Below are 23486 nucleotides of genomic sequence, written 5' to 3'. Positions count from 1 at the left end.
TATGTGTATTGCTGTAGCACAAAAGGTGTTAAAAATCGACGGAGATGTGGCAGAGACTGAATTAAACGGTCTAAAAAGAAGGGTATCCATATCAATGGTACCTGATGTCAAGATTGGAGATTATGTCATGGTTCATGCAGGTGTGGCCATAAGCATTGTAGACAAAGAAACGGCTGAAGAAGATCTAAAGCTTTGGGAGGAAATGGAAGAAGCTTTAAGAGAAAGCTTCAAACAAAATTAAGAAAGGAAAGGTATTTCTATGCAAGGCATCATAAATAGAGCCAAAGAGCTTATAGATAGGTACAATACTGGAGAATTTATCAAGATAATGGAAGTCTGTGGTTCTCATACTATGGCTATATCTAAGTACGGTTTAAGGCAGATATTGCCGCCAAATATAAAGCTCATTTCGGGGCCGGGATGTCCCGTCTGTGTGACAGCACAAAATGAAATCGATGCATCAATATCTTTGGCAAGTCAAGGAGTGACTATTGCCACATTCGGAGATTTGGTAAGAGTTCCTGGAAATGATTCTTCGCTGCAAGAGGAAAGAGCGAAAGGCAAGGATGTAAGAGTGTTTTATTCACCACTTGATGCACTGGATTATGCTATGGCAAATCCAAGTAAAGAGGTAGTTTTTATTGGAATAGGTTTTGAGACGACAATTCCGTCTGTCGCCATGACTATAAAAGAAGCATACACAAGAAAAATCAAAAATTACAGTGTGTATTGCCTTCATAAGACAATGCCAAAGGCTTTGGAGGCACTTGTTGTAAATGGTTCAGATATTCAGGGCTTTTTGCTTCCTGGCCATGTAAGTGCCATAACGGGAAGCAGCATATATGGTTTTTTGGTTGACAAATACAAGATTGGCGGTGTCGTATCTGGATTTGAAGCTACAGATATATTGATGAGCGTCGTAATGATTTTAAAAAACTTAAAAGATCCCAAAATAGAAATCCAGTATAAAAGGGTCGTAAAAGAGGGAGGAAATACTGAAGCGCAGAGATTGATGGATGAAATCTTTGAAGAAAGCGATGCTGAATGGAGAGGCCTTGGCATGATAGAAGGATCAGGGCTTAAGATACGTGAAAAGTACAGCGAATACGATGCGGAAAAGAAATTTAACATTAAAAAGCCTAATAGCAGAACAGAGATAAAAGGCTGTCGCTGTGGTGATGTGCTTAAGGGACTAATAACGCCAAAGCAGTGTCCGCTATTTGGCAAAGCTTGTACACCTTTGAATCCTGTGGGACCATGCATGGTTTCATCGGAAGGATCTTGTGCAGCGTATTATAAGTATGGTGAGTAAACAGAGGAGGAATGTTATATGGACAAGGTACTTATGTCACATGGCGGCGGTGGCTCAATGATGCAAAGTTTCATAAGTGAAATATTCATAGAAAAGTTCAATAATGAATATTTAAGTCAGATGGAAGATGCTGCATTGCTGCCGGGTAAAACTGTTTTTACAACAGACAGTTTTGTAGTGAAACCTATCTTTTTCTCAGGCGGTGACATCGGTAGACTAGCAATATGCGGCACTGTAAATGACATTTCCATGCGTGGTGCAAAGCCTCTTTTTTTAAGTGCATCATTTATAATTGAAGAAGGATTCCCGATTGACGACATTAAAAGGATAGTCGACTCAATGGTGGATGCTGCTAATGAGGCAGGGGTACAAATTGTGACGGGTGATACAAAGGTTGTAGAGAAACACAGCGCAGATGGCATTTTTATAAACACTGCAGGGATAGGCATTTTGCATGATGAAGCTTCCGTATCTATTAAAAATGGAAAGCCTGGAGATGCAGTGATAATTTCAGGTACTATAGGCGATCATGGCATGGCAGTGATGGGAGATAGAGAAGGGCTTGATTTTGAACCACCTCTCCTCTCTGATGTGTCGCCTCTAAATAAAATGGTAGAGAAGCTTATGACTCTTAAAGATGCTGTGAAAATCTTGAGAGATCCTACAAGAGGCGGTGTCGCAGAAGTGCTGTATGAGATCGCCAGCATGAGCAATGTGGGAATCAAAATATATGAAGATAAACTGCCTGTGAAAGAAAGTGTAAAATCTGCTTGCAGTATGTTAGGCATCGATTATCTGCATCTTGCCAATGAAGGGAAACTCGTATGTGTAGTTGATAAAGATTATGCTTATAAGGCATTGGAAATAATGAAAGATGATAAATACGGCAAAGATGCCGCCATTATCGGCGAAATCGATGATTCTGGTCTTGTGACGATAGAAACAATCTATGGCACAAATAGAATCGTGGATAGGCCAATTGGTGAGCTTCTCCCCAGAATATGCTGAAGAAAGCAAGGCATTGCCCTGCTTTCTTATGCTATAAAATTATGCTTTCCTATGGTAACGCTTACTTTTTTTGATTTAATCCAATCGTTTGTCGCTGTATACATATTGTAAAAGTACAGAGAACCGTCTGTCGGGTCTTCTCCTTCCAATGCTTTTAAAGCTGAAATAATACATTCCTCGTCTATGTTTTCTACATTGAATATGCGGTTATTTGTTACGCTTTCAAATTGTCCAGGCTCAAATATGACTTCAGATATGGTATTAGGGAAATTTGGATTTTGTACTCTGTTTACGACAACGGCTCCTATAGCGACTTTTCCAATCATTGGTTCGCTTTCACCTTCTGCCTGAATTAATTTTGCTAAAAGCAAGACGTCATTGTAATCAGCATTTACTATAAATGAGTGTTTCTTTATATCAATCAATTTTTTATTCATATAATACATCTCCATAAGAATTTTTAAAAATTATTTTGATTATATATATGCAATTTCAATATTATATGTTAAAGTATTTATATCGAATTCTTTTAAAGCCAATTTTATGAAAGGAACGGTCTTTATGATCATTCGAAAAGCTAATATAGATGATATTGAAAGGATAAATTATATATACAATCAGGCTGTGTTAAATACGACAGCAACAATTGATACTGAGCCAAGGCCATTAGAGTATCATAAAAAATGGTTTGAGATGCACAATGACAGATATGCTGTTTTTGTGGCAATAGAAGATGACATTGTTGTAGGTTGGGCGTCTTTATCCCTTTGGTCTGACAAATGCGGCTATAGAGCTGTGGCGGAAGACTCGATTTACGTTGATGAGGCGTACAAGGGGCGCGGCATTGGGGATAGATTAATCAAAAAGATTATAGATCATGCAAAGGAAAATGAATTTCACACTATAGTAGCCAGAATATCTGAAGGCAATGATGTAAGCATTCACTTGCACGAAAAGTACGGCTTCAAAATTGTTGGCACATTAAAGGAATTAGGTTATAAGTTTAATAGATACTTGGATATTCACATATTGCAGTTGATTTTGTAAAAAATAATACCAAGTGAATAAAAAATATTAAGGAGACAAAAGATTAATGGATTTTAAGGAACTAAATTTAAATGAAAAAATTTTAAAAGCTATCGACGATATGGGCTTTGAGGAGCCATCTAAAATACAGTCGGAAGTAATACCTGTTTTGTTAGAAGGGTTAGATGTAATAGGACAGGCAGAGACAGGGACTGGCAAGACGTTGGCGTACGGTGCACCTATCATAAACAATTTTAGTTCAAATGATGGGAAAGTGTTTTGCCTTATTTTGACTCCCACAAGAGAGCTGGCAATACAAGTAAATGATGAATTGGCCCGCATAGGAAAGTATTCTAAAGTAAGATTGCTTCCTGTCTATGGAGGTGTGCAAATAGATAGGCAGATTAAAGCAATAAAAAGAGGCGTAGACATCGTTGTAGGCACGCCAGGGAGAGTTTTGGACCTTATAAAGAGGAATGTGCTTGACTTAAAGAGTGTAAGGTATCTTGTCATAGATGAAGCAGATGAAATGCTGGATATGGGGTTTATAGATGATATCAAAGAAATCATAAACCATACAAATAGAGAAAGACAGACCATGATGTTTTCTGCTACGATGCCGGATGAAATAAAGAATCTTGCAAAAAAATACATGAAAAGCAATGCGAAATTTATTTCTATCGTAAAAAAGACTATGACTGTTTCAACAGTCCAGCATTTTTATTACGAGGTAAAGAACCAAGAAAGGTTTGAATCTCTTTGCAGAATATTAGATGTTGATGAGCCGTCAAGCACGATAATTTTCTGCAAGACAAAAAAGGAAGTTGATGAGCTTACAGAAAATATGCAGTCGAGAGGATACAATGTTGAAGGTATGCATGGTGATATGAGCCAAAATCAAAGGATAAATACGCTCAGGAAATTCAAAGAAGGTATTTTGGATTTCTTAGTAGCGACTGATGTAGCAGCAAGAGGTATAGACATTGAAAATGTGACACACGTCATAAATTACAATTTGCCACAAGATGTAGAATCATACGTCCACAGAATTGGCAGGACGGGAAGGGCAAATAGAAGCGGCGTCGCTTATACTTTAGTGACATCAAGGGAGTATCCAGCGTTAAAGAGGATAGAAAAAGCTACCAGGTGCAAGATAAAGCGAAAAGAACTGCCAACTGTAGATGACATATTGGAAGTCAAGTACAATAAAATGATAGCTGAAATCAAAAAGACATTGGAGAAAAATGATTATAAAAGGTTTGTGCCATTGGCAATGGAGCTTGACGAAGAATACAACCTTGTAGATGTTGCGGCAGCTTTGATGGATATGTATTACGGAGAAGATGTATATAGAAATGACATTGAACGGGATTATTTAAGGCTGTTTATCAATTTAGGAAGAAAAGACAAATTCAATAAGAGGACGGCAATTAAGCTTCTTGCAGATTGCCGCATTCCAAAAAATGATATACAGGATATAGACATATTTGAAAAATTTTCATTTGTAAATGTGGCCAGAAGTGCTGCAAAAAATATAATTGACCAATTGTCTGGTAAAATAATTGATGGTAAAAGAATAAGCGTAGAAATTTCAAAGCCCAGAAAATAATTTAAAAGACTGCCGTTTTGGCAGTCTTTTAAATAGTTATATGCTTAAATAAAGCGCCTTATTATACTCATCCAAGAGAGTATTAATTAAATCTTTAACAGGTATTATTTTATCTGCTCTATAAGCATTAGCTCCAGCAAATGCAAATCCATTTGCCATAAGTCCCTTTTGAGCGTTTATGAGTGCTTGCGATATACAGTAAGGGCTTTTTTTATAGTCACACGTCTTAATGCAGTGATACAAACACTTATATGGTTTTCTTTCACCTGATTTTACATCATTAAGGAACTTATTGATGATTGCCCTACCTGGCATACCGACAGGGCTCTCTATTATAGCTATATCCTCTTTCTTGCAGTTTAGATATGACTTTTTAAACTCATCTGATGCATCGCATTCATCGGTTGTGACAAAACGTGTGGCCATTTGTACACCAGCGGCACCCATTTTTAGATATTTGTATATGTCTTCACCTGTATATATTCCGCCAGCGGCAATAACAGGTATTTGCTTTCCTGAGATCTCCTCGTATTGTCTTGCTTCTCCCAATACGTCTTTAACTATTTTATCAAGAGAATAGTCAGGGTTTGATATCTGCTCATTTGAATAGCCTAAATGACCACCAGCCATTGGACCTTCAACGACAACAGCATCTGGCAAATAATCGTATTTTTGTAGCCATCTTTTCGCTATAAGGTTGAATGCCTTTCCAGATGAAACAATAGGTACTAACTTAGTCTTAGATGTTTTATTTAAAAAGTTAGGAAGATTTAGCGGAAGCCCTGCACCGGAAAAGATTATATCGATACCTTCATCTATTGATGTTTTAACCATGTCAGCAAAATTTGATAGCGCTACCATTATATTAACGCCAATTATACCTTTAGTTTTTTCTCTGGCTTTCTTAATTTCCTTTCTAAGTGCCCTTATATTTGCCTCAATGTAATTTGTAGCAAAATCTTTTTCTATCATGCCAATACCTGCTGCAGATATTACACCAATGCCACCTTCATTAGCGACGGCAGAAGCGAGATTGCTTAGTGATATTCCTACACCCATGCCACCTTGGATTATTGGCAGTTTTGCCACTAAATCGCTTATTTTTAAACTTTTAATATTGATATCTATTGCAAATTCCTCCTCATATGATTTTATAAAGTTACTCTAACATTATTTCGATTGGGAGTCAAGAAGAAAATTTTCTACACAAAATATATGCAAATTATAATTATATTTATTTTTATAATATTTTTCAATAAAAATAACCTATATTTAATCTATAAATAACAGTGATTAAGATAATTTTTGCATAATAATATGCCAAATTGATGTAAATAAGTGAAAATGAGATAATATTATTGACAACAGTACATAAATATTCTATACTAAACTATAAGTTAATAAATGAATTCAATACAAATTATTTAGTTAAAAAGTAATTATAAATAATCAAATATAACGTTATGAACATAAATACAATATAAATAGGGGCTATCAATATATCATCGTGTATTTCTAAGATTTAAAATTTTGAAATTCGCTTAAATTATTTCACTTATTAATAATACATAAATATTAGCATAGAAAGGAGCTGATAAATAAAGATAATTTTAAGTTTTTATGATTTGAATAAGCTTGGGAAGAAGGTGAGAAAAGCTTTTATTATTTATTTTTGCAATAAAAAACTATTTGTTGTTTGGAGGGATTTATGATGAGTCTTTTTCGTGAATTTATCGCTGGAATTTTATCTGTTTTGTTAATAGTTTCTGCTACCCCATATAATTTCTTTTCGACTTCATATGCTGCTACTTCGGAGGCTGTAGTATCAAATTTAAATAGCTTTGCATTCAGTGACATAAGAGATAATTGGGCAAAGAATAGTATAGAAAATTTAAAGAACTATGGAATAATAAATGGATATCCTGATGGAACATTTAAGCCTCAAAAAGAAATTACTCGTGCAGAAGTCGTATCAATTTTAAATCGGATTTTCGGTTTTTCTGCTAAATCCGAGCATCAATTTTCTGATGTTAAATCAGGTGCATGGTATTTAGATCAATTGCTTATAGCAAGATATGCTGGATACTACTCTGGATTTCCTAATAACATATCAAAAGCTGATGCAAATATAACACGTGAAGATGCAATTACGCTATTGGCAGATGTTTTTAATATGAATGGACAAGGTGATTCTTCTAATATTAATAAATTTAAAGATGCTTCACAAATCAGCGACTATGCAAAAGGTGCCGTAGATTCTCTTGGGGAAATAATATCCGGATATGATGATGGTACATTCAAACCTGAGAAGACTATCACACGTGCAGAGTTTTGCGCGCTGCTTGACAGGTTAATAGCAGGTTATTTTAATATAGGTGGCAATTATGAAGGTAAATCTTTTAATGGGAATGTTATAATCAATCATGATGGTGTAACGCTAAAAAATACAGTAATTAAAGGGAATTTGTTTTTTGCATCAGGCATAGGAAATGGAGAAGCAGCTATTGATAATGTAACTGTTGATGGAACAGTTTATATATCTGGTGGTGGGGAGAATTCAATCTATATTAATAATTCCAACATTAATAAAATTGTCGTAAATCGTTTAGATGGGAAAGTTCATGTGGCTTTCAGTGGGAATAACGAGGTTGGAAATATTGCGGTTAATAGTGAATCATTAATTGATTTAAATGACAAATCTGATATTGGTACTATTGAAGTAAACACCTATGTTGCACTTAATATTGGCAGAGAAGCAAGTGTTTCTGAAATAAATGTTAATAGTGGAGCAAATGGAACTATTATAAATGGCTATGGCACAATAAAAAAAGCAAATATTGAAGCGGAAAATGTCTCTTTGAATGGAAGAATTCTGGAGAAGGGATTGTTGAATCTCAGTTCTAAAAATGATAACAACAATAGCACTAATACTAATATAAATACAAATAATAACTCAAATAGTAGTAGCAATGAATCTACAACAAGAAGTATTAACTTGGTAGATCCTGATGCAACTGCAGCGACAAAAGAACTTTTTGTTTATTTAAATGATATACGTGGAAAAGAGGTATTGTTTGGCCATCAACATGATACTGACGAAGGAATTACAATAACTTCTGGTTCAAATGAATTACAGTCAGATGTAAAGAACGATGTTGGAGATTTTCCAGCTGTTTTTGGATGGGATACCTTAAGCTTAGAAGGGAAAGAGAAACCAGGTGTTCCGAATGATCTGGAAAAAAATCGTGAAAATTTAATAGCAGCTGTTAAGAAAATCCATGAGATGGGTGGAATTTTCACTTTAAGTGCTCATATGCCTAATTTTGTTACAGGTGGCAGTTTTAATGATGTTTCTGGTGATGTTGTAGAAAAGATACTTCCTGGTGGCGAATACAACAGCCAATTTAATGAATTTTTAGATAATATAGCCCTATTTGCAAATAACCTCAAAGATGATGATGGGAACTTGATACCAATTTTGTTTAGACCATTCCATGAGCAAAATGGTGGTTGGTTCTGGTGGGGAGCAAAGACGACGACGCCAAGCCAATATATTGAACTATACAGATATACGGTAGAATATTTGCGAGACAAAAAAGGAGTTCACAATATATTGTATGTATATTCACCTAATGGCCCTTTTAATGGCAGTGAAGATAATTATTTAGCAACTTATCCTGGTGATAATTACGTAGATGTTCTTGGTATGGACCAGTATGACAACATTGACAACCCAGGAACAGCACAATTTTTAAGCGGTCTAGTTAACGACTTATCTATGATTTCAAAATTGGCTGATAGCAAAGGGAAGATAGCTGTTTTATCTGAATTTGGCTATAGTCCTCAAGGAATGAAAGTGACAGGAAATGGTGATCTTAGCTGGTTTACTGACGTATTAAATGCTATTAAATCTGATAGCAATGCAAGGCGTATTGCGTATATGCTGACATGGGCTAATTTTGGATTGAATGGTAATTTATTTGTTCCATATAAGAACGCACCAAATTTAGGAGATCATGAATTGTTGCCCGATTTTATAAAATTTTATCAAGATCCTTATACGGCATTTCTTAATGATATAAAAGGGACAAATTTAACTGAAGATGTCATTGTCAATCCAGGTAAGCCATTTATGCATATTGTTACGCCAACTGATAATTCAGAAATAACAACTAACACAACAAAGATTAGAGTGCGAATATTGAATGACACACCAACAAAAGTTGTGTATAAAGTTAATGATTCTAATGTTGAAGTACCAATGACATTAGATCAGGATGGATATTATTCTCAGGATTGGTCTCCTTCTTATCAATACAATGGTAAAACAACGAAGATTACAGTCATTGCATATAATGGTGGGAGCATCGAATTTGAACAGTCTGTCAACGTTTTTGTAAAAATTCCTGAGATATTGATTAAAGATTATACTTTTGATACAAATATAGAAGGCATTCAAAATAATGGTACTTACCCTGAATCTATGAGTTTGAATATAGGGCATGCAGTATTAGATGGTGATGGAAAACTCGAAATGACTGTCAGTGGGATGACTTATGCAGATTCATGGCAAGAATTGAAATTGCAATTGACTAATATAAATGATGTATTGCCATATGTGAATCGTATTAAATTTGATGTCTTGATTCCGGTAGCAGCAGCAAATGTTAATCCTGATGCAACTGTGCGTGGGATTGCAATGTTGCCAGACGATTGGGATACGAAATATGGTATGACTACTACGGAGAAGAAAATTACAGATTTGAGTACAGAAAGTATTGATGGCATACAATATGCTTATTTCCCAGTTACAATTGATTTAGACAGTTCAAAGGTAGCATCGGCTAAAGGACTTGCTATATCAGTAGTAGGAAATGGCTTGAATTTTGATGGTACAGGAGAAATATATGTTGACAATATTCAACTGATAAATGCATTTGTAGAAGCGCCTACTGATCCATCTTTAGTTGATGATTTTGAATCATATCAGGGAAATGATGCTGCATTGCAGTCAAAATGGATTAAAGCATCAGGAGATGATATTTCAGTTTCGCTTACTAACAATAATGCAGCAGATGGTAAGTATGCTATGAAAGTCGATTATAGGTTGGGTAGCTCTGGATATACGGGAGTTACAAAGACTTTAGGTGGTGTTGATTGGTCGGGATATAATAAATTGAAGTTTTATTTAGTGCCAGATGGAAGCAATCAGAAATTAGTAATTCAAATGAAAATAAATGGAATTTATTACGAAGCATATCCGTCTCTTTCAAATAGTATACCGCATTGGGAGGAAATTGGGTTTAACAGTTTTACGGTTGCGCCGTGGGATACAAAGGATCAAGGTAAAGTCATAACAAAAGAAGATCTTAAAAATGTTCAAGAGTTTTCTATATATGTTAATGATGCTGGAGGATCAAAAAGTGGAACGCTTTACTTTGATGGCATACGAGCTATAAATGATGGTACCGGCGGAATACCCAATGGTAGTTCTGGATCTAACAGCACTCCTGCTCAGCCTGGTGTGTTGTATGATTTTGAGAATGGAACAGATGGTTGGACTGTTGATCAAAATAATGCAAATGCGATAGCAACAAGTATAACAACTGATGCTGCAAGCAGTGGCACACATTCACTTACATCTAATTTTGATTTAAGCAAGACGGATGGTTTTGAAATTGATAAGGTACAGGCAATTGATTTGTCGGCAGTTAAAAAAATAAGTATCGATATTAAATTATCAAATGGTACTGCAACCGCGGCGCTTTATATAAAAACAGGGTCCAGCTGGACCTGGTATGATAGTGGTTGGCAACCAATTAGCAGTAGTGGATTTACGATTCTATCAATTGATTTGGATTCATCAAAGATAAGTAACCTTGACAATGTGCAGTCAATTGGTGTAAAGATTATACCTGATAGTGGACAAACTGGAAACAGCAATGTTTATTTAGACAACGTTGTGTTGTCAGATTAAGGGCTTAAGAATGATGGGAGCAATCCCATCATTTTTTGCAAAATTATTTAATTATATAAATATTGCTTACACAAGAATCAAAGTATAATAAGCGTGAAGTTAGATTATATAAGTAAATATATAACCATAAAGTAAACTAAAATAAAGGTTAAATAACCATTAGATACGTGTTGTATACGTTAAATACAATAAATATATGTAAATAAATGAAAATAACAATTTTGTATTGACATTTTGTGATAGTTATTTTATACTTAAATTAAAGTTAAAAAGTTAAACACAATATACTTTATAATTGTGACAAATTAGCATAAAATAACTTTAAAATATTCAAAAAATAAATAGTTATTTGAAGTTGATAATGTGGATAATGTATGTTGAAATTATTATTTCAATTGTGTTGTTCTTTATATTTTTGATAATCGTGCAAAAGGTGACATTAACCTTTTAATAAAATTTAACAATGAGAGGAGGTTGATAAATGTATTGTAAACATTTGAAGCATTTGAAAAAGTTATACTAAAAAGTTTTTAAGGAGGAACGGTAATGAAAGCAAAAAAAATGTTGTCATTGTTACTGGCTACTGCAGTAATATCTACTTCACTTGCCGGGTGTGGTAATTCAAACAATAATAACAATGCCAGCAGCAATAAAACGAGCAGCTCCAGCAATGAGCTAAAAGGGACTATCACTGTATTGACGCACAGGACTGATATGACAGATACATTTAATAAATATGCTGATGAGTTTGAAAAATTGCATCCTGGGACTACAATAAAGTTTGAAAACCTAAATGATTATCAAAATGCAATTTCTACAAGAATGTCTACTGGCAACTATGGCGATGTTTTAATGATTCCTGCCAATATAACAAAGGACAAGTATAAAGATTTCTTTGCTCCTCTTGGAACTAAAGATGAGCTATCAAAAACTTATAATTACCTTGATAATTTTGACGTAGATGGTACGATCTATGGTATTCCTACAGGAGCTAATGCAACAGGTTTTGTATACAATGCAAAGGTTTTAAAGGATGCCGGTGTAACAAGTCTTCCAACGACACCTGATGAATACATCAATATGCTAAAGGCAATAAAGGAAAAGACAAATGCTATACCATATTATACAAATTATACATCAGAATGGGCCTTGACAAATTTCTCGAATGCGTTACAAATCGGCATATCTGGTGATCCAGATTACATGAATAAGATGATCTATAATCCAAATGAATTTACAAAAGGTACTGCAACGTATACTTCGTTAGACCTTCTTTATGAAGCTGTAAAAAATAAATTAGTTGAAAAGGATCCTATGACGTCAGATTGGGAATGGTCTAAACAAGCTATGGCAGATGGGAAAATTGCGGTTATGTGTTTAGGTACGTGGGCAATTGGGCAAATTCAAGCGAAATCAAAGACACCTGAAGATATAAAGTACATGCCCGTTCCGGTTCGACACGATGGCAAAGCGATAGTTCAAGTTGGACCTGATTATGGTATGGGTGTAAATATTCATAGCAAGAACATACCATTAGCAAAAGAATTTTTGAAATTCTTTATAACAAAGTACCCACAAGACTCTAATATGTTTTCACCTATTGTCGGTGCAAAATTACCTGATTATTTGAGTGGTGCCACAGATGTCGAATTGGTAGAAGCAAAACCTGGTACAACACAACAAGCACAGGATTTAGATACAGTTCAGAAAGTTTCACTGATAAATTTAAATGACGGTAAATGGGTAAAGAAAATTATAGAAATTGGGTTAGGAGTAAGTAATGAGACATTTGATCAATATATGTCCGAATTAAATTCAAAATGGGCACAAGGAGTTAATGCTGTCAAAAAGTAAATGAAATATGGTTTAGAAATTATGCTTTATGCCTTTTTGTTCATTTGCATAAAGCATAATCTAAACCATTTATTTATTAAGCGATAAATAACAATTGTGCATTAAAACTGAGAGGGTGAAATTATGGAAGTTGATGTAAAGAGAAAGAGATTTAGCATATCATCACTCACATACAAACAACAGAAAATCCTTATTTCAATTACATTTTTATTTGTACCTGTATTGTTGCTTATATTATTTACTTATGTTCCATCAATATTTATGTTTGGTTACAGCTTTACTGATTGGGATGGAATAAGCCCTACGAAAAATTTTATTGGTTTAGATAATTATAAATTAATATTTAGCAGTGCAGATTATTTCAGGCCATTTATTGTCAGCTTGTATTATATTGTAGCTGCTTTTATACAGATTGCTTTAGCAGTATGTATTTCATACTTAATTAGCTTTAGATGCAGATTTGCAAATTTATTTAAAGGAGTTTATTTTTTTCCTTCTTTAATCAATAGTGTCGCAATAAGTTTTATATTTATATTTTTCTTTCAGCCAGGTTCTACACTTGATACGATTTTAAAATTGTTAGGATTAGGGCGATATATACACTTTTGGCTTCAGGATCCACATCTCATAAATGTATCGCTGGCATTCGTTTCAGTGTGGCGATATATAGGATATGATATTGTAATGTTTTCGGCAGCTATGCAGTCGATTCCTACAGACATAATTGAAGCCGCAGAGGTTGACGGTGCCAATAGATTTCAACAATTTATTCATATTATAATACCGGGGATATCGACAATATTAAAGTTATTGGTATTTCTTTCGGTAACTGGTTCATTAGCTGCATTTGAAATACCATATATTATGACAGGCGGTGGAAATGGCAGCATGACATTTGTCATTCAAACAGTAAATTTTGCATTCCAAAACTACAGAGTTGGATTAGCTTCCGCTTTAGCTGTTATCTTGCTTATAATAAGCATTTTGATATTTGCAATTCAAAGATTTGCATTACAATCGAGGGGTGCGTAAAACATGATTATGAGAAAAACGAATATAAAAGATATTATTTTAATTACATTAAAATATGCTATACTAATATTGTTACTTTTCGTGTTCATAGTGCCTGTGTTAGTAGTTTTTTTTGCGGCATTTAAAACTAGTGCTGAATATGCTTCTACAGGCGTATTGACATTACCATCAAGTTTTTTAAATATCAAGAATTTTATCATTGCATTTACTGAAGGACATATGCTGACAGGGTTTGAAAATACTATAATAATATTAATTTTTTCATTGGCAGGTTCTGTCCTTACTGGTTCAATGTCTGCATTTGTGTTTAGTCGCTTTAAATCTAAAATCAGTAAGGCTGCAAATGCTTTATTTTTGGTTGCTACAATGATTCCCATGATTTCTACCCAAGTTGCGACGTTTCAGATTATAAACGCTTTAGGATTGTTTAATACAAGACTTGCTCCTATAATTTTATATTGTGGTACAGATATTGTATCTATATATATTTTTCTGCAATTTATGGAAAACATATCTGTATCATTGGACGAATCTGCAATAATAGATGGTGCAAATTATTTTCAAGTATTTTTTAAAATTATTTTTCCATTAATAAGACCAGCGGTTGCGACTGTGTTAATTACAAAAGGCGTAGCTATATACAACGACTTCTACATTCCTTTCCTCTACACACCGGATCAAAGTTTACTTACAGTATCAACCGCACTATTTGCTTTTAAAGGACCTTATGGTGCTCATTGGGAAATAATTTCTGCAGGTGTAATTCTTATAATGATACCTACACTTATTATTTTTCTGGCGTTGCAAAAACAGATCTACAATGGATTGGTTGTTGGATCTGTTAAAGAATAATTTTAAAGGAGAGATAGTTTATGAGTAAAATAATAGGAAGTAGTTTGACGAACATTCCATGGCAGGATAAGCCGAAAGGATTTAACGGGCCAATATGGCGTCACAGTGAAAATCCAATAATAAATCGCAACCCAGTGAATGGAGTGGGAAGAATCTTTAACAGTGCAGTTGTTCCTTATGAAGGTGCTTTTATTGGAGTATTTCGTGGTGAAACTATAAATGGAAGACCACATATATATTTGGGAAGAAGTGATGATGGGCTTCACTGGGAGTTTGATGAAGAAAAAATTAAATTCTTTGATGAAGATGGAAAACCGTATCAACCGTTATATGCATACGATCCAAGACTTGTAAAAGTAGAGGATGCCTATTACATTATATGGTGCGGTGACTTCGATGGAGCATCAATAGGACTTGCCAGGACGACGGATTTTAAGACATTTACAAGACTTGAGAATCCGTTTTTGCCATTTAATAGAAATGCGGTTTTGTTTCCACGGAGAATAAATGGTAAATACGTAATGCTGTCACGACCCAGTGACAATGGACATACTCAATTTGGAGATATTATGTTAAGCCAAAGCCCTGATTTAAAATATTGGGGAGAACACAGGCTTGTCATGCAGAAGGGCGGCAATGGATGGTGGCAATCTGTTAAAATTGGATGCGGTCCTGCACCTATTGAATTAGATGATGGATGGCTTATCTTCTATCATGGTGTTACAGGCACATGCAATGGCTTGGTTTACTCTATGAGTGCAGCCATATTAGATAAAGATAATCCTGCAAAAGTGTTGTACAGAGCAGGAAGTTTTATGCTGACACCTGAAGAATGGTATGAGGAAAGAGGATTTGTACCAAATGTAGTATTTCCATGTGCTGCTTTATGTGATGCTGATACAGGTAGAATAGCCATATACTACGGTGCTGCTGATTCCTATGTGGCAGTTGCTTATACGACATTAGATGAAACTTTAAACTTTATAAAAGAGCACAATGAAGTTTTGCCTCTTGATGCAACAGATGGAAAAATATAGAGGTGTAGCCGATGGATAAACTTTACAAGTGTCAAATAGAGCATTTAAAAGACTACAAAGGAATAGGAGATCCGCCAAAAGATTATGATGAATATTGGATGAGAGCAAGAAAAGATCTTGAGAATGCGTCTTTAGAATATGAGCTTAAAAGAAGTGACTTTGTTTCAAGAAGTTGCGATGCATACGATTTATACTTTACCGGTGTTGGTGGAGGAAGAATACACTGTCAGTTTTTAAAGCCTAAGAGGATAGAGGGGAAGATACCTGCTGTTGTCATGTTTCATGGATATTGGAGTAACAGCGGCGAATGGAGCGGAAAACTTCCATATATCGCAGAAGGCTTTTGCGTGCTGGCGATGGACGTTAGAGGCCAAGGAGGGTTAAGTGTTGACAATGGCGTATACAAGGGAAATACACAGAGTGGTCATATTATAAGGGGCTTGGAGTGCGACAATCCTGATGATCTTTTTTATAGAAATGTTTATTTAGATACTGCACAGTGTGTGAAAATCTTAAAGACGATGGATTTTGTGGATGAAAAAAATATTTTCGCTACAGGAGCATCGCAGGGTGGTGCACTTACCATCGCATGTGCATCCTTAGTAGATGATTTGAAAGGGGCTGCTGCTATTTATCCATTTTTATGTGATTTTAGAGGTATATATCAGAACAATTTTAAAAATCCTACTTATGAAGAAATTACGTGGTATTTTAGGCAGAGGGACCCAAATCATCTAAAGGAGGATTTCTTCTTTGAGCGGCTTGCATACATCGATATAAAGAATCGGGCAAAAGATGTTAAGTGTGATATACTTTGGATGACAGCTTTAATGGATAACGTGTGTCCTCCATTTTCACAGATGGCGGCATACAACAATATTACATCAAATAAAAGAATTGTATTTTTTCCGGAGTACCAGCATGAATACCTTCTGTATTCGGGCGATATAATTCTTAAGTTCTTCTTAGAATTATTAGAATCATAGTGAAAGTCTACATTCAAAGCAAAAGTTGTGGGAAAATTTATCAAAAGCAAATAAATATTAAATATTCAAGTAAATAAGCGTTGATAAATTTTTCAAATAAGTGGAGGATTTTTATTATGCCGATACGTTATTATGAGAAGTCGAAATCATTTAAACTTGATGCTAAAGATACCAGTTATATAATGGCTATCGTTGATGAAGAAAAGTTTTTAGGACATGTCTACTTTGGAGAGATGATTCCTGATGAAGATGTGAATTACCTTTTAAGATTAGATGAACCTCCTTATGTTCCTTCAAAGAATGGAAGAGACAGGATGTCGTTTTTAGACAGCTTCCCTACAGAATACCCTACAAGTGGTTTGGGGGATTTTAGAGAGCCATGTTTAAAGGTTATGACAAAGTCAGGAATTACTGCGTGCGGGATTTTTTACAAGTCTCATAAAATATATAAAGGCAAGCCAAAATTAAATGGCTTGCCATCAACGTTTGGCAATGAAGATGACTGTACTACGCTTGAAATAAAGTGTGTTGATAATCATTTAAATTTAGAAGTTGTTTTGATTTATACGGTTTTTGAAGATTTAGATGCAATAACGAGAAGTGTAAAAGTAAAAAATTGCTCTGATGAAGATATCATATTGACGAGAGTGTTGTCCGTATGTGTTGATTTTGACCGAATTGACATGGATATGGTAACTTTACATGGCTCATGGGCCAGAGAATTTCATGTAAAGAGAAGGAAAGTTGAGCTTGGGAAACAAGCTGTTTCATCATATAGAGGTGAGACAAGTCATCAGGCAAATCCGTTTTTAGCTTTAATGGATAGGAATGCCACTGAAGATTTTGGTGAAGTTTATGGGTTTAACCTTATATATTCTGGTAATTTCTTAGCACAAGTAGAAGGATGTCAGTTTGATACAACTCGCGTTGTTATGGGTATAAATCCATTTGATTTTGGATGGAAACTTGAACCTCAGGAGGAATTTGTGGCACCAGAAGTAGTGATGGTCTATTCAAACGAAGGTATTGGGAAAATGTCACGAACTTTTCACGATCTATACCGCAATCATCTTATACGAGGTGAATATAAAAATAAAAGAAGACCTGTCCTTATAAATAGCTGGGAAGCTGCATATTTTGACTTTGATACTGATAAGCTTTTGAGATTGGCAAGAGAAGCATCAAAGCTGGGAATTGAGATGCTTGTGATGGACGATGGTTGGTTTGGAAAGCGGAACAGTGATAATTGTTCTTTAGGTGATTGGGTCGTCAATGAAGAAAAGTTAAAAGGAGGGCTTAAATATTTAGTAGATGAAGTAAATAAACTTGGCATGAAGTTTGGGATATGGTTTGAGCCTGAGATGGTTTCGCCGGATTCCGATCTTTATAGGGCACATCCGGATTGGTGCATACACATAGATGGAAGAGAAGGTACATTGTGCCGCAATCAATATGTATTGGATTTGTCCAGAAAGGAAGTCAGAGATTACGTTTATGGAAGCGTAAGCAATATTTTACGCAGTGCAAACATAGAATATGTAAAGTGGGATATGAATAGGCAGCTTAGCGATGTCGGAAATTGTGTATTGCCACCCGATCGTCAGAGAGAAATATGGCACAGATATGTTTTAGGCGTATATGAAATTATGGACAGGCTTACGACAGAATTTCCGCATATCATTTTGGAAAATTGCTCTGGAGGAGGAGGGCGCTTTGACCCTGGAATGCTGTATTTCAGCCCTCAGATATGGCTTTCAGATGATACAGATGCGATTGAGAGGCTTAAAATCCAGCATGGGGCTTCATACGTATATCCTGTATCAACAATGGGTGCCCACATAAGCGATTGTCCAAACCACATTGTTGGAAGAAACACTCCTTTTGAGACGAGAGGACTTGTAGCATTGTCCGGGACTTTTGGATATGAATTGGATGTTACAAAGATATCTCAGGAAGACAAGGACATGATACCTAAGCAAATAGAGATGTACAAAAAGTACAATAATTTGATATACAATGGGGATTTATACCGTATAGGAAATCCATTTGAAAATATAGAGTTTGAATGCGTAGAGTATGTTTCAAAGGACAAGAATGAGGTGCTTGTTATATACGTTCAAATCTTGAATAGGCCCAATTACCACAGCAGAAGAATCCGATTGAAGGGCCTTGAGAAAGATGCTTTTTATCGCAACGAGGAGACAGATGAAGTTTTTTCAGGAAGCGCTCTTATGAACGGTGGAATCCTCATAAAAGAATTGAAAGGAGACTTTAGAGGAAAATTGTTTCACTTTGTACGGGTGTAAATAATGTGATTTTGTAATATTAAATAAATTTTATCACCTTAAAGGAATGTTTTATATGCATTCCTTTTTTTATATGATGTTTAACTTTATAAAAAATACATTAGGTGGGATTGACATTGATGTTAATACTGTATATAATATATATATACAGTATTAACTATATATAGTTAAAAGAAGGAGATATGCATGTAAATGAACATCATAATTTCGAATTCATCTGATGAGCCAATATATGAACAGATAAAAAGACAGATTAAAAATTCAATCTTAAACGGTGAACTTAAAGAAGGAGAATTGATGCCATCTATTAGAAATCTTGCAAAAGAACTTATGATAAGTGTTATTACGACAAAAAGAGCTTATGAAGACCTTGAGAAGGAAGGTTACATTGTTACAAAACCTGGCAAAGGATCATATGTAGCCGCTCAAAATAAAGAATTTATGAGAGAGATGAGATTAAAAATTGTAGAGGAGAAACTTTCTGAGGCTGTTGAGGCGGGAAAAGCTATTGATTTAAAGTTAGAAGAAATGGAAGAGATGCTGAGACTTTTATATGAATGAAATTTATCTTACAGATTAAGTATCTATCAATAAGTTTTAGGAGGTTGTACGATGGAACCGATATTGGAGGTTAAAAATCTGAGGAAAAATTATAGAGATTTTAGCTTGAAAGATATAAGTTTTAGACTCGATAGAGGATATATAATGGGATTTATAGGACAAAATGGCGCCGGGAAAAGCACTACTATAAAGCTTATAATGAACTTATTAAAAAGAGATGGCGGTGAAATAAAGGTCTTTGGAAAGGATAATATAAAACATGAGATGGAAGTGAAAAATAAGATAGGTTTTGTGTACGACGAGTGTTATTTTTATGAAGAATTGACTGTTTTAGAAATGAAGGAAATAATTGCATCGTTTTATAAAGAATGGGATGATGATTTGTTCAGTAAGTATATTAAAAAATTTGATATACCGCAAAAAAAGAAAATAAAAGATCTCTCGAAAGGAATGAAGATGAAGTTTTCACTGGCGATTGCTCTTTCTCATAATGCCGATTTATTGATAATGGATGAGCCTACGTCAGGGCTTGATCCTGTTGTTCGCAGTGAAATTTTAGATATTCTTTCGAATATTATTCAGGATGAAAACAAAAGCGTGTTTTTTTCTACACATATAACATCAGATTTAGATAAGATAGCTGATTATATAGTTTTGATTGACAATGGTGAGATAATACTATCATCTTCAAAAGATGAGATTTTAGAAAATTACGGCTTGATAAAAGGCAACAAAGAATTGTTAAATGATGAGATAAAAAAGAGATTTGTTGGAGTCAAGATAAATAATTTTGGCTTCGAAGGTCTTGTAGACGACAAAAAGCAAATGAAAAGAATTTTAGGCGATAAGGTGTTAATTGAAAAGCCGACGTTGGAAGATGTAATGCTCTATTATACCAGGAGGGATTTTAATGTATAGTCTATTGTTGAAAGATATATTAGTGCAGAAAAAGCAATTTTTATACGGCATATTGTTGGCAGCGATTTATTCATTTGCCTTCAGCAGCAATAATTTAGGCGGCGTATTGACTGTTTTTGTATTTCCATACATTTTCGTGCTTACTGCCGCTTCATATGAAGAGAAAAACAGATCCGAAATTGTTTTAGCCAGCCTCCCAATCAAGCGTTCTGTTTTAGTAATGGAAAAATACGTATCTGTTTTTCTGTTTGCTGTATTAGGTGCAATAGAATATATAATAGTAGTGGGTATCGGAAATTTGCTTCAGTTACCTATAAGGTTTTCTACATTGACGATTGAACCAGTTTTGATTTTTGGATTAGCTGTTTATTATGGTATATACCTGCCTTTTTATTTTAAATTCGGATACATCAAGACGAGATGGATAAACTTTGTCATGTTTTTTGGGTTGTTTTTTGGTGTTACGGGATTAATAAGTGTAATAAACAAGTATGGAACGAATTCTCAAGTATTAAATTCTTTAATCACGCTTTTTAAGAATCAATCAAATACATTTGTGGCAAATGAACTGATTATAATGGCACTTCTCATTTATGCTCTTTCATATATGGTTTCAGTAAAAATATACAATTCACGCGAATTTTAAGGTTTAATTTAAAATTTTAGTTTATTTTTTTGAAAATTATGCTATAATAAAAATAAAGAGGCAGCCGTCCGCAAAATGCGGTTGCCCCAAAAGACGGTTTAAATTTTAACCGCTCTGGGTTCAGCAGGGCGGTTATTTCTTCCTCTTAAAATCGAGGATTGCTATAATTAGGAAAACCACAGTAATTATATTAGGACTTCACAAGAGATTAAATAATTTATATACTATATGTGTAGCGAATAAAGGGAGAAGGAGTGCTTAAAGTGTTTGAAGCAGTTATTTTAGACATGGATGGTGTATTAATCGACAGTGAACCGCTGCACATACAATTGGAAGAAGAAATTTTCAAGGAAATTGGAGCCGATATATCTTTAGAGGAGCATATTTCATTTGTTGGGACGACTTCTCACTACATGTGGGAATACGTAAAAAATAAGTGCAATGTATCGTTTACGGTTGAAGAACTTGTTGAGATGGACAGAAAAAGGTATTTTGACTATATATCAAAACACGATGGTGCAGTAAAACCTATAGAAGGCGTAGACGAACTTGTAAAGGAACTGTATTCAAGAGAAGTGAGACTTGCAGTTGCTTCATCATCACCTATTGATGTAATTGAACTTGTTGTAAAAAAGCTTCATCTCAATGATTATTTCTGTGAGCTTGTATCAGGTGATTTTGTCAAGAGAAGTAAGCCATATCCGGATATTTTTCTTTATGCTGCTGAAAAACTTGGTGTTTCGCCTGAAAGATGCCTTGTCGTTGAGGATTCAAATAAAGGCGTTTTAGCAGCAAAAAGCGCTGGAATGAAAGTAATAGGCTTTATAAATCCTAATTCAGGAGATCAAGACATAAGTATGGCGGATATGGTTATACGTTCATTTTCTGAATTAAACTACGAAAAATTGCAAAATATATAAAGTTATTGCATGTACTTGGAGGATTTTTAAGATTTGTGTAGAAATATATATTGTTGTGTATTGTTGGAACTTTGAAAGGAATTGATATAATGGAGCAGTACGATGTTTTTCTTATAAATCCTCCATCATCAAGTATGAAAGATAAATACGAACATTTAGGACTTGCATATATAGCAGCTTTTCTCAGGAAAGAGAACATCAGTGTAAAGATATTAGACATGCCACTTTACGATTTATTTCCAGATGATGTAATCTACGATATAAAGCAAAACAAACCAAAATTAATAGGTGTAAGCATACCATTTCAAGATAGTGCGATTGAAGCTTTAAGGTTCATAAAAAGAATAAAAGAGACAGGTTATAAAGGGCATTTGTCTGTAGGTGGCATATACCCTACTTTTTCATACGATGAGATAATGATGGAGTGTCCTCAGATTGACACAGTTATTTTAGGTGAAGGGGAGCTTACTTTTACAGAGCTTGCAAAAAAGATACTGAATGATGAAGAATGGAAGAATATAGAAGGCATAGTCTATAAAGACGGCGATACATTAAATGTAAATGACAAAAGACCTCTCATAGATGACCTTGATAGTATGCCATATCCTGAAAGAGATACGCTTCCGATAGTAATCTTGAAGTCAGGTTTTGCCTCTATACTTACATCAAGAGGATGCTATGGAAGATGCAGCTTTTGCAGTGTTGGGCCATTTTTTTCTCAGTTTGGACAAAAGTACAGACAAAGAAGCGTAGAAAATGTCATTGATGAGATAAAAATACTATATGAAAGATACAATGTAAGAAATTTATTTTTCAACGATGCAGAATTTGTAGGCGGTAAAGGTAAAAGTTATGAAAGGGCATATAGATTAGCCGAGGAAATCATAAGAAGCGGCATGAATATCAATTTTAGCATACAATGCAGAGTAAACGATGTAGACCAGGAGCTTTTTTCTATTCTAAAAAAGGCTGGACTAAGAAGAGTATTTTTGGGCGTCGAATCAGGGTCGCAAACAGTTCTTGACCGTTTTAAAAAAGATGTAAAGGTTGAGGATAATGCAAATGCTTTAAAGATTTTAAATGATTTAGATCTTTATATATCTATGGGATTTATCATGTTCGATCCTCATATAAATTTTAAAGAGCTTAGCGAAAACATTTCTTTTATAAATAATGCAGTAAAATTGATAGGCAAGGAAAGGCTTGACTATTATCCTGTAAGCAGACTTTTGCCTTTAGCAGGTGCAGAAGTTGAAAGAGAAATGAAAGAAAAAGGTTTGTATAAAGGGAATTCTTTAAACTACAATTATGAATTCGATGACAAAGCTATTGGATTTATTTACAAGTTATCACATGGTGTGTTCAATTTAGTCGGGAATTTAAAATCAAGGTTTAAAGGAAGTAGCGAAAGTAATACTAAATGGATAAAAAGATAAGCCGAA

General features: G+C 34.6%; 19 protein-coding genes. 17 read left to right on the top strand and 2 right to left on the bottom strand.

Annotation, left to right across the window (positions count from 1 at the left end):
• Position 1: 1 nt before the first annotated feature.
• The 3 genes from GSH73_RS12605 to hypE are packed head-to-tail and all read left to right on the top strand — an operon-like array spanning position 2 to position 2320.
• On the top strand, positions 2-241 hold the full coding sequence (locus GSH73_RS12605) for a HypC/HybG/HupF family hydrogenase formation chaperone (protein WP_014757619.1): 240 nt from the start codon (positions 2-4) through the stop codon (positions 239-241).
• 18 nt (positions 242-259) lie between these two features.
• Entirely contained in the window at positions 260-1312 is a 1053-nt protein-coding gene (hypD, locus tag GSH73_RS12600) for a hydrogenase formation protein HypD (RefSeq protein WP_014757620.1), read from the top strand.
• Between the two features lie 18 nt (positions 1313-1330).
• Entirely contained in the window at positions 1331-2320 is a 990-nt protein-coding gene (hypE, locus tag GSH73_RS12595) for a hydrogenase expression/formation protein HypE (RefSeq protein ID WP_014757621.1), read from the top strand.
• A gap of 26 nt (positions 2321-2346) precedes the next feature.
• Here the strand turns inward: hypE and GSH73_RS12590 are convergent, their stop codons facing one another.
• On the bottom strand, positions 2347-2757 hold the full coding sequence (locus tag GSH73_RS12590) for a cell wall hydrolase (RefSeq protein ID WP_014757622.1): 411 nt from the start codon (positions 2755-2757) through the stop codon (positions 2347-2349).
• Between the two features lie 124 nt (positions 2758-2881).
• Between GSH73_RS12590 and GSH73_RS12585 the strand changes: the two genes are divergently transcribed.
• The gene (locus tag GSH73_RS12585; protein WP_014757623.1) at positions 2882-3367 is read left to right on the top strand and encodes a GNAT family N-acetyltransferase; all 486 of its coding nucleotides are present in this window, start codon (positions 2882-2884) and stop codon (positions 3365-3367) included.
• A gap of 46 nt (positions 3368-3413) precedes the next feature.
• A complete protein-coding gene (locus GSH73_RS12580; RefSeq protein ID WP_014757624.1) occupies positions 3414-4955 on the top strand; it encodes a DEAD/DEAH box helicase in 1542 nt (513 codons plus the stop codon).
• A gap of 36 nt (positions 4956-4991) precedes the next feature.
• On the opposite strand, the gene GSH73_RS12575 is transcribed toward GSH73_RS12580, so the two are convergent.
• Positions 4992-6044, bottom strand: a complete 1053-nt coding sequence (locus GSH73_RS12575; protein WP_014757625.1) for an NAD(P)H-dependent flavin oxidoreductase — start codon at positions 6042-6044, stop codon at positions 4992-4994.
• A gap of 622 nt (positions 6045-6666) precedes the next feature.
• Between GSH73_RS12575 and GSH73_RS12570 the strand changes: the two genes are divergently transcribed.
• The 12 genes from GSH73_RS12570 to GSH73_RS12515 all read left to right on the top strand — a co-directional run bounded on the left by GSH73_RS12570 (position 6667) and on the right by GSH73_RS12515 (position 23480).
• Positions 6667-10932, top strand: coding sequence for a glycosyl hydrolase (locus GSH73_RS12570; RefSeq protein WP_235062580.1), 4266 nt, complete (start codon positions 6667-6669; stop codon positions 10930-10932).
• A gap of 546 nt (positions 10933-11478) precedes the next feature.
• Positions 11479-12786: an ABC transporter substrate-binding protein gene (locus tag GSH73_RS12565; protein WP_014757627.1), complete on the top strand. Its 1308-nt coding sequence runs from the start codon at positions 11479-11481 to the stop codon at positions 12784-12786.
• 123 nt (positions 12787-12909) lie between these two features.
• The gene (locus GSH73_RS12560) at positions 12910-13818 is read left to right on the top strand and encodes a carbohydrate ABC transporter permease (RefSeq protein ID WP_014757628.1); all 909 of its coding nucleotides are present in this window, start codon (positions 12910-12912) and stop codon (positions 13816-13818) included.
• Between the two features lie 3 nt (positions 13819-13821).
• Complete coding sequence (locus tag GSH73_RS12555) at positions 13822-14670, top strand: carbohydrate ABC transporter permease (RefSeq protein ID WP_014757629.1); 849 nt, start codon at positions 13822-13824, stop codon at positions 14668-14670.
• 20 nt (positions 14671-14690) lie between these two features.
• Positions 14691-15707 (top strand): glycoside hydrolase family 130 protein, encoded by a 1017-nt coding sequence (locus GSH73_RS12550; RefSeq protein WP_014757630.1) that lies wholly within the window; start codon positions 14691-14693, stop codon positions 15705-15707.
• 11 nt (positions 15708-15718) lie between these two features.
• Positions 15719-16693, top strand: coding sequence for an acetylxylan esterase (locus GSH73_RS12545; RefSeq protein WP_014757631.1), 975 nt, complete (start codon positions 15719-15721; stop codon positions 16691-16693).
• Between the two features lie 116 nt (positions 16694-16809).
• Positions 16810-18999: an alpha-galactosidase gene (locus GSH73_RS12540; protein ID WP_014757632.1), complete on the top strand. Its 2190-nt coding sequence runs from the start codon at positions 16810-16812 to the stop codon at positions 18997-18999.
• A 192-nt stretch (positions 19000-19191) separates the two neighbouring features.
• Positions 19192-19560 carry a GntR family transcriptional regulator gene (locus GSH73_RS12535; RefSeq protein ID WP_014757634.1) on the top strand — a complete coding sequence of 123 codons (369 nt, stop codon included), beginning with the start codon at positions 19192-19194 and terminating at the stop codon, positions 19558-19560.
• 51 nt (positions 19561-19611) lie between these two features.
• A complete protein-coding gene (gene pmtA / locus GSH73_RS12530) occupies positions 19612-20478 on the top strand; it encodes a phenol-soluble modulin export ABC transporter ATP-binding protein PmtA (RefSeq protein WP_014757635.1) in 867 nt (288 codons plus the stop codon).
• Complete coding sequence (locus GSH73_RS12525) at positions 20471-21124, top strand: ABC-2 transporter permease (RefSeq protein ID WP_014757636.1); 654 nt, start codon at positions 20471-20473, stop codon at positions 21122-21124. Before pmtA ends, GSH73_RS12525 begins: the two co-directional genes overlap by 8 nt.
• Before the next feature lie 263 nt (positions 21125-21387).
• A complete protein-coding gene (locus GSH73_RS12520; protein ID WP_014757637.1) occupies positions 21388-22044 on the top strand; it encodes an HAD family hydrolase in 657 nt (218 codons plus the stop codon).
• Positions 22045-22133: 89 nt separating this feature from the next.
• Complete coding sequence (locus tag GSH73_RS12515) at positions 22134-23480, top strand: B12-binding domain-containing radical SAM protein (protein ID WP_014757638.1); 1347 nt, start codon at positions 22134-22136, stop codon at positions 23478-23480.
• Positions 23481-23486: the final 6 nt, after the last annotated feature.

Origin of the sequence: Thermoanaerobacterium aotearoense (genome assembly GCF_009905255.1) — a bacterium.
Classification (GTDB): Bacteria; Bacillota; Thermoanaerobacteria; order Thermoanaerobacterales; family Thermoanaerobacteraceae; genus Thermoanaerobacterium; species Thermoanaerobacterium aotearoense.
The sequence above is the reverse complement of the archived record's forward strand: the minus strand, read 5'-3'. Positions and strand labels throughout refer to the sequence as shown.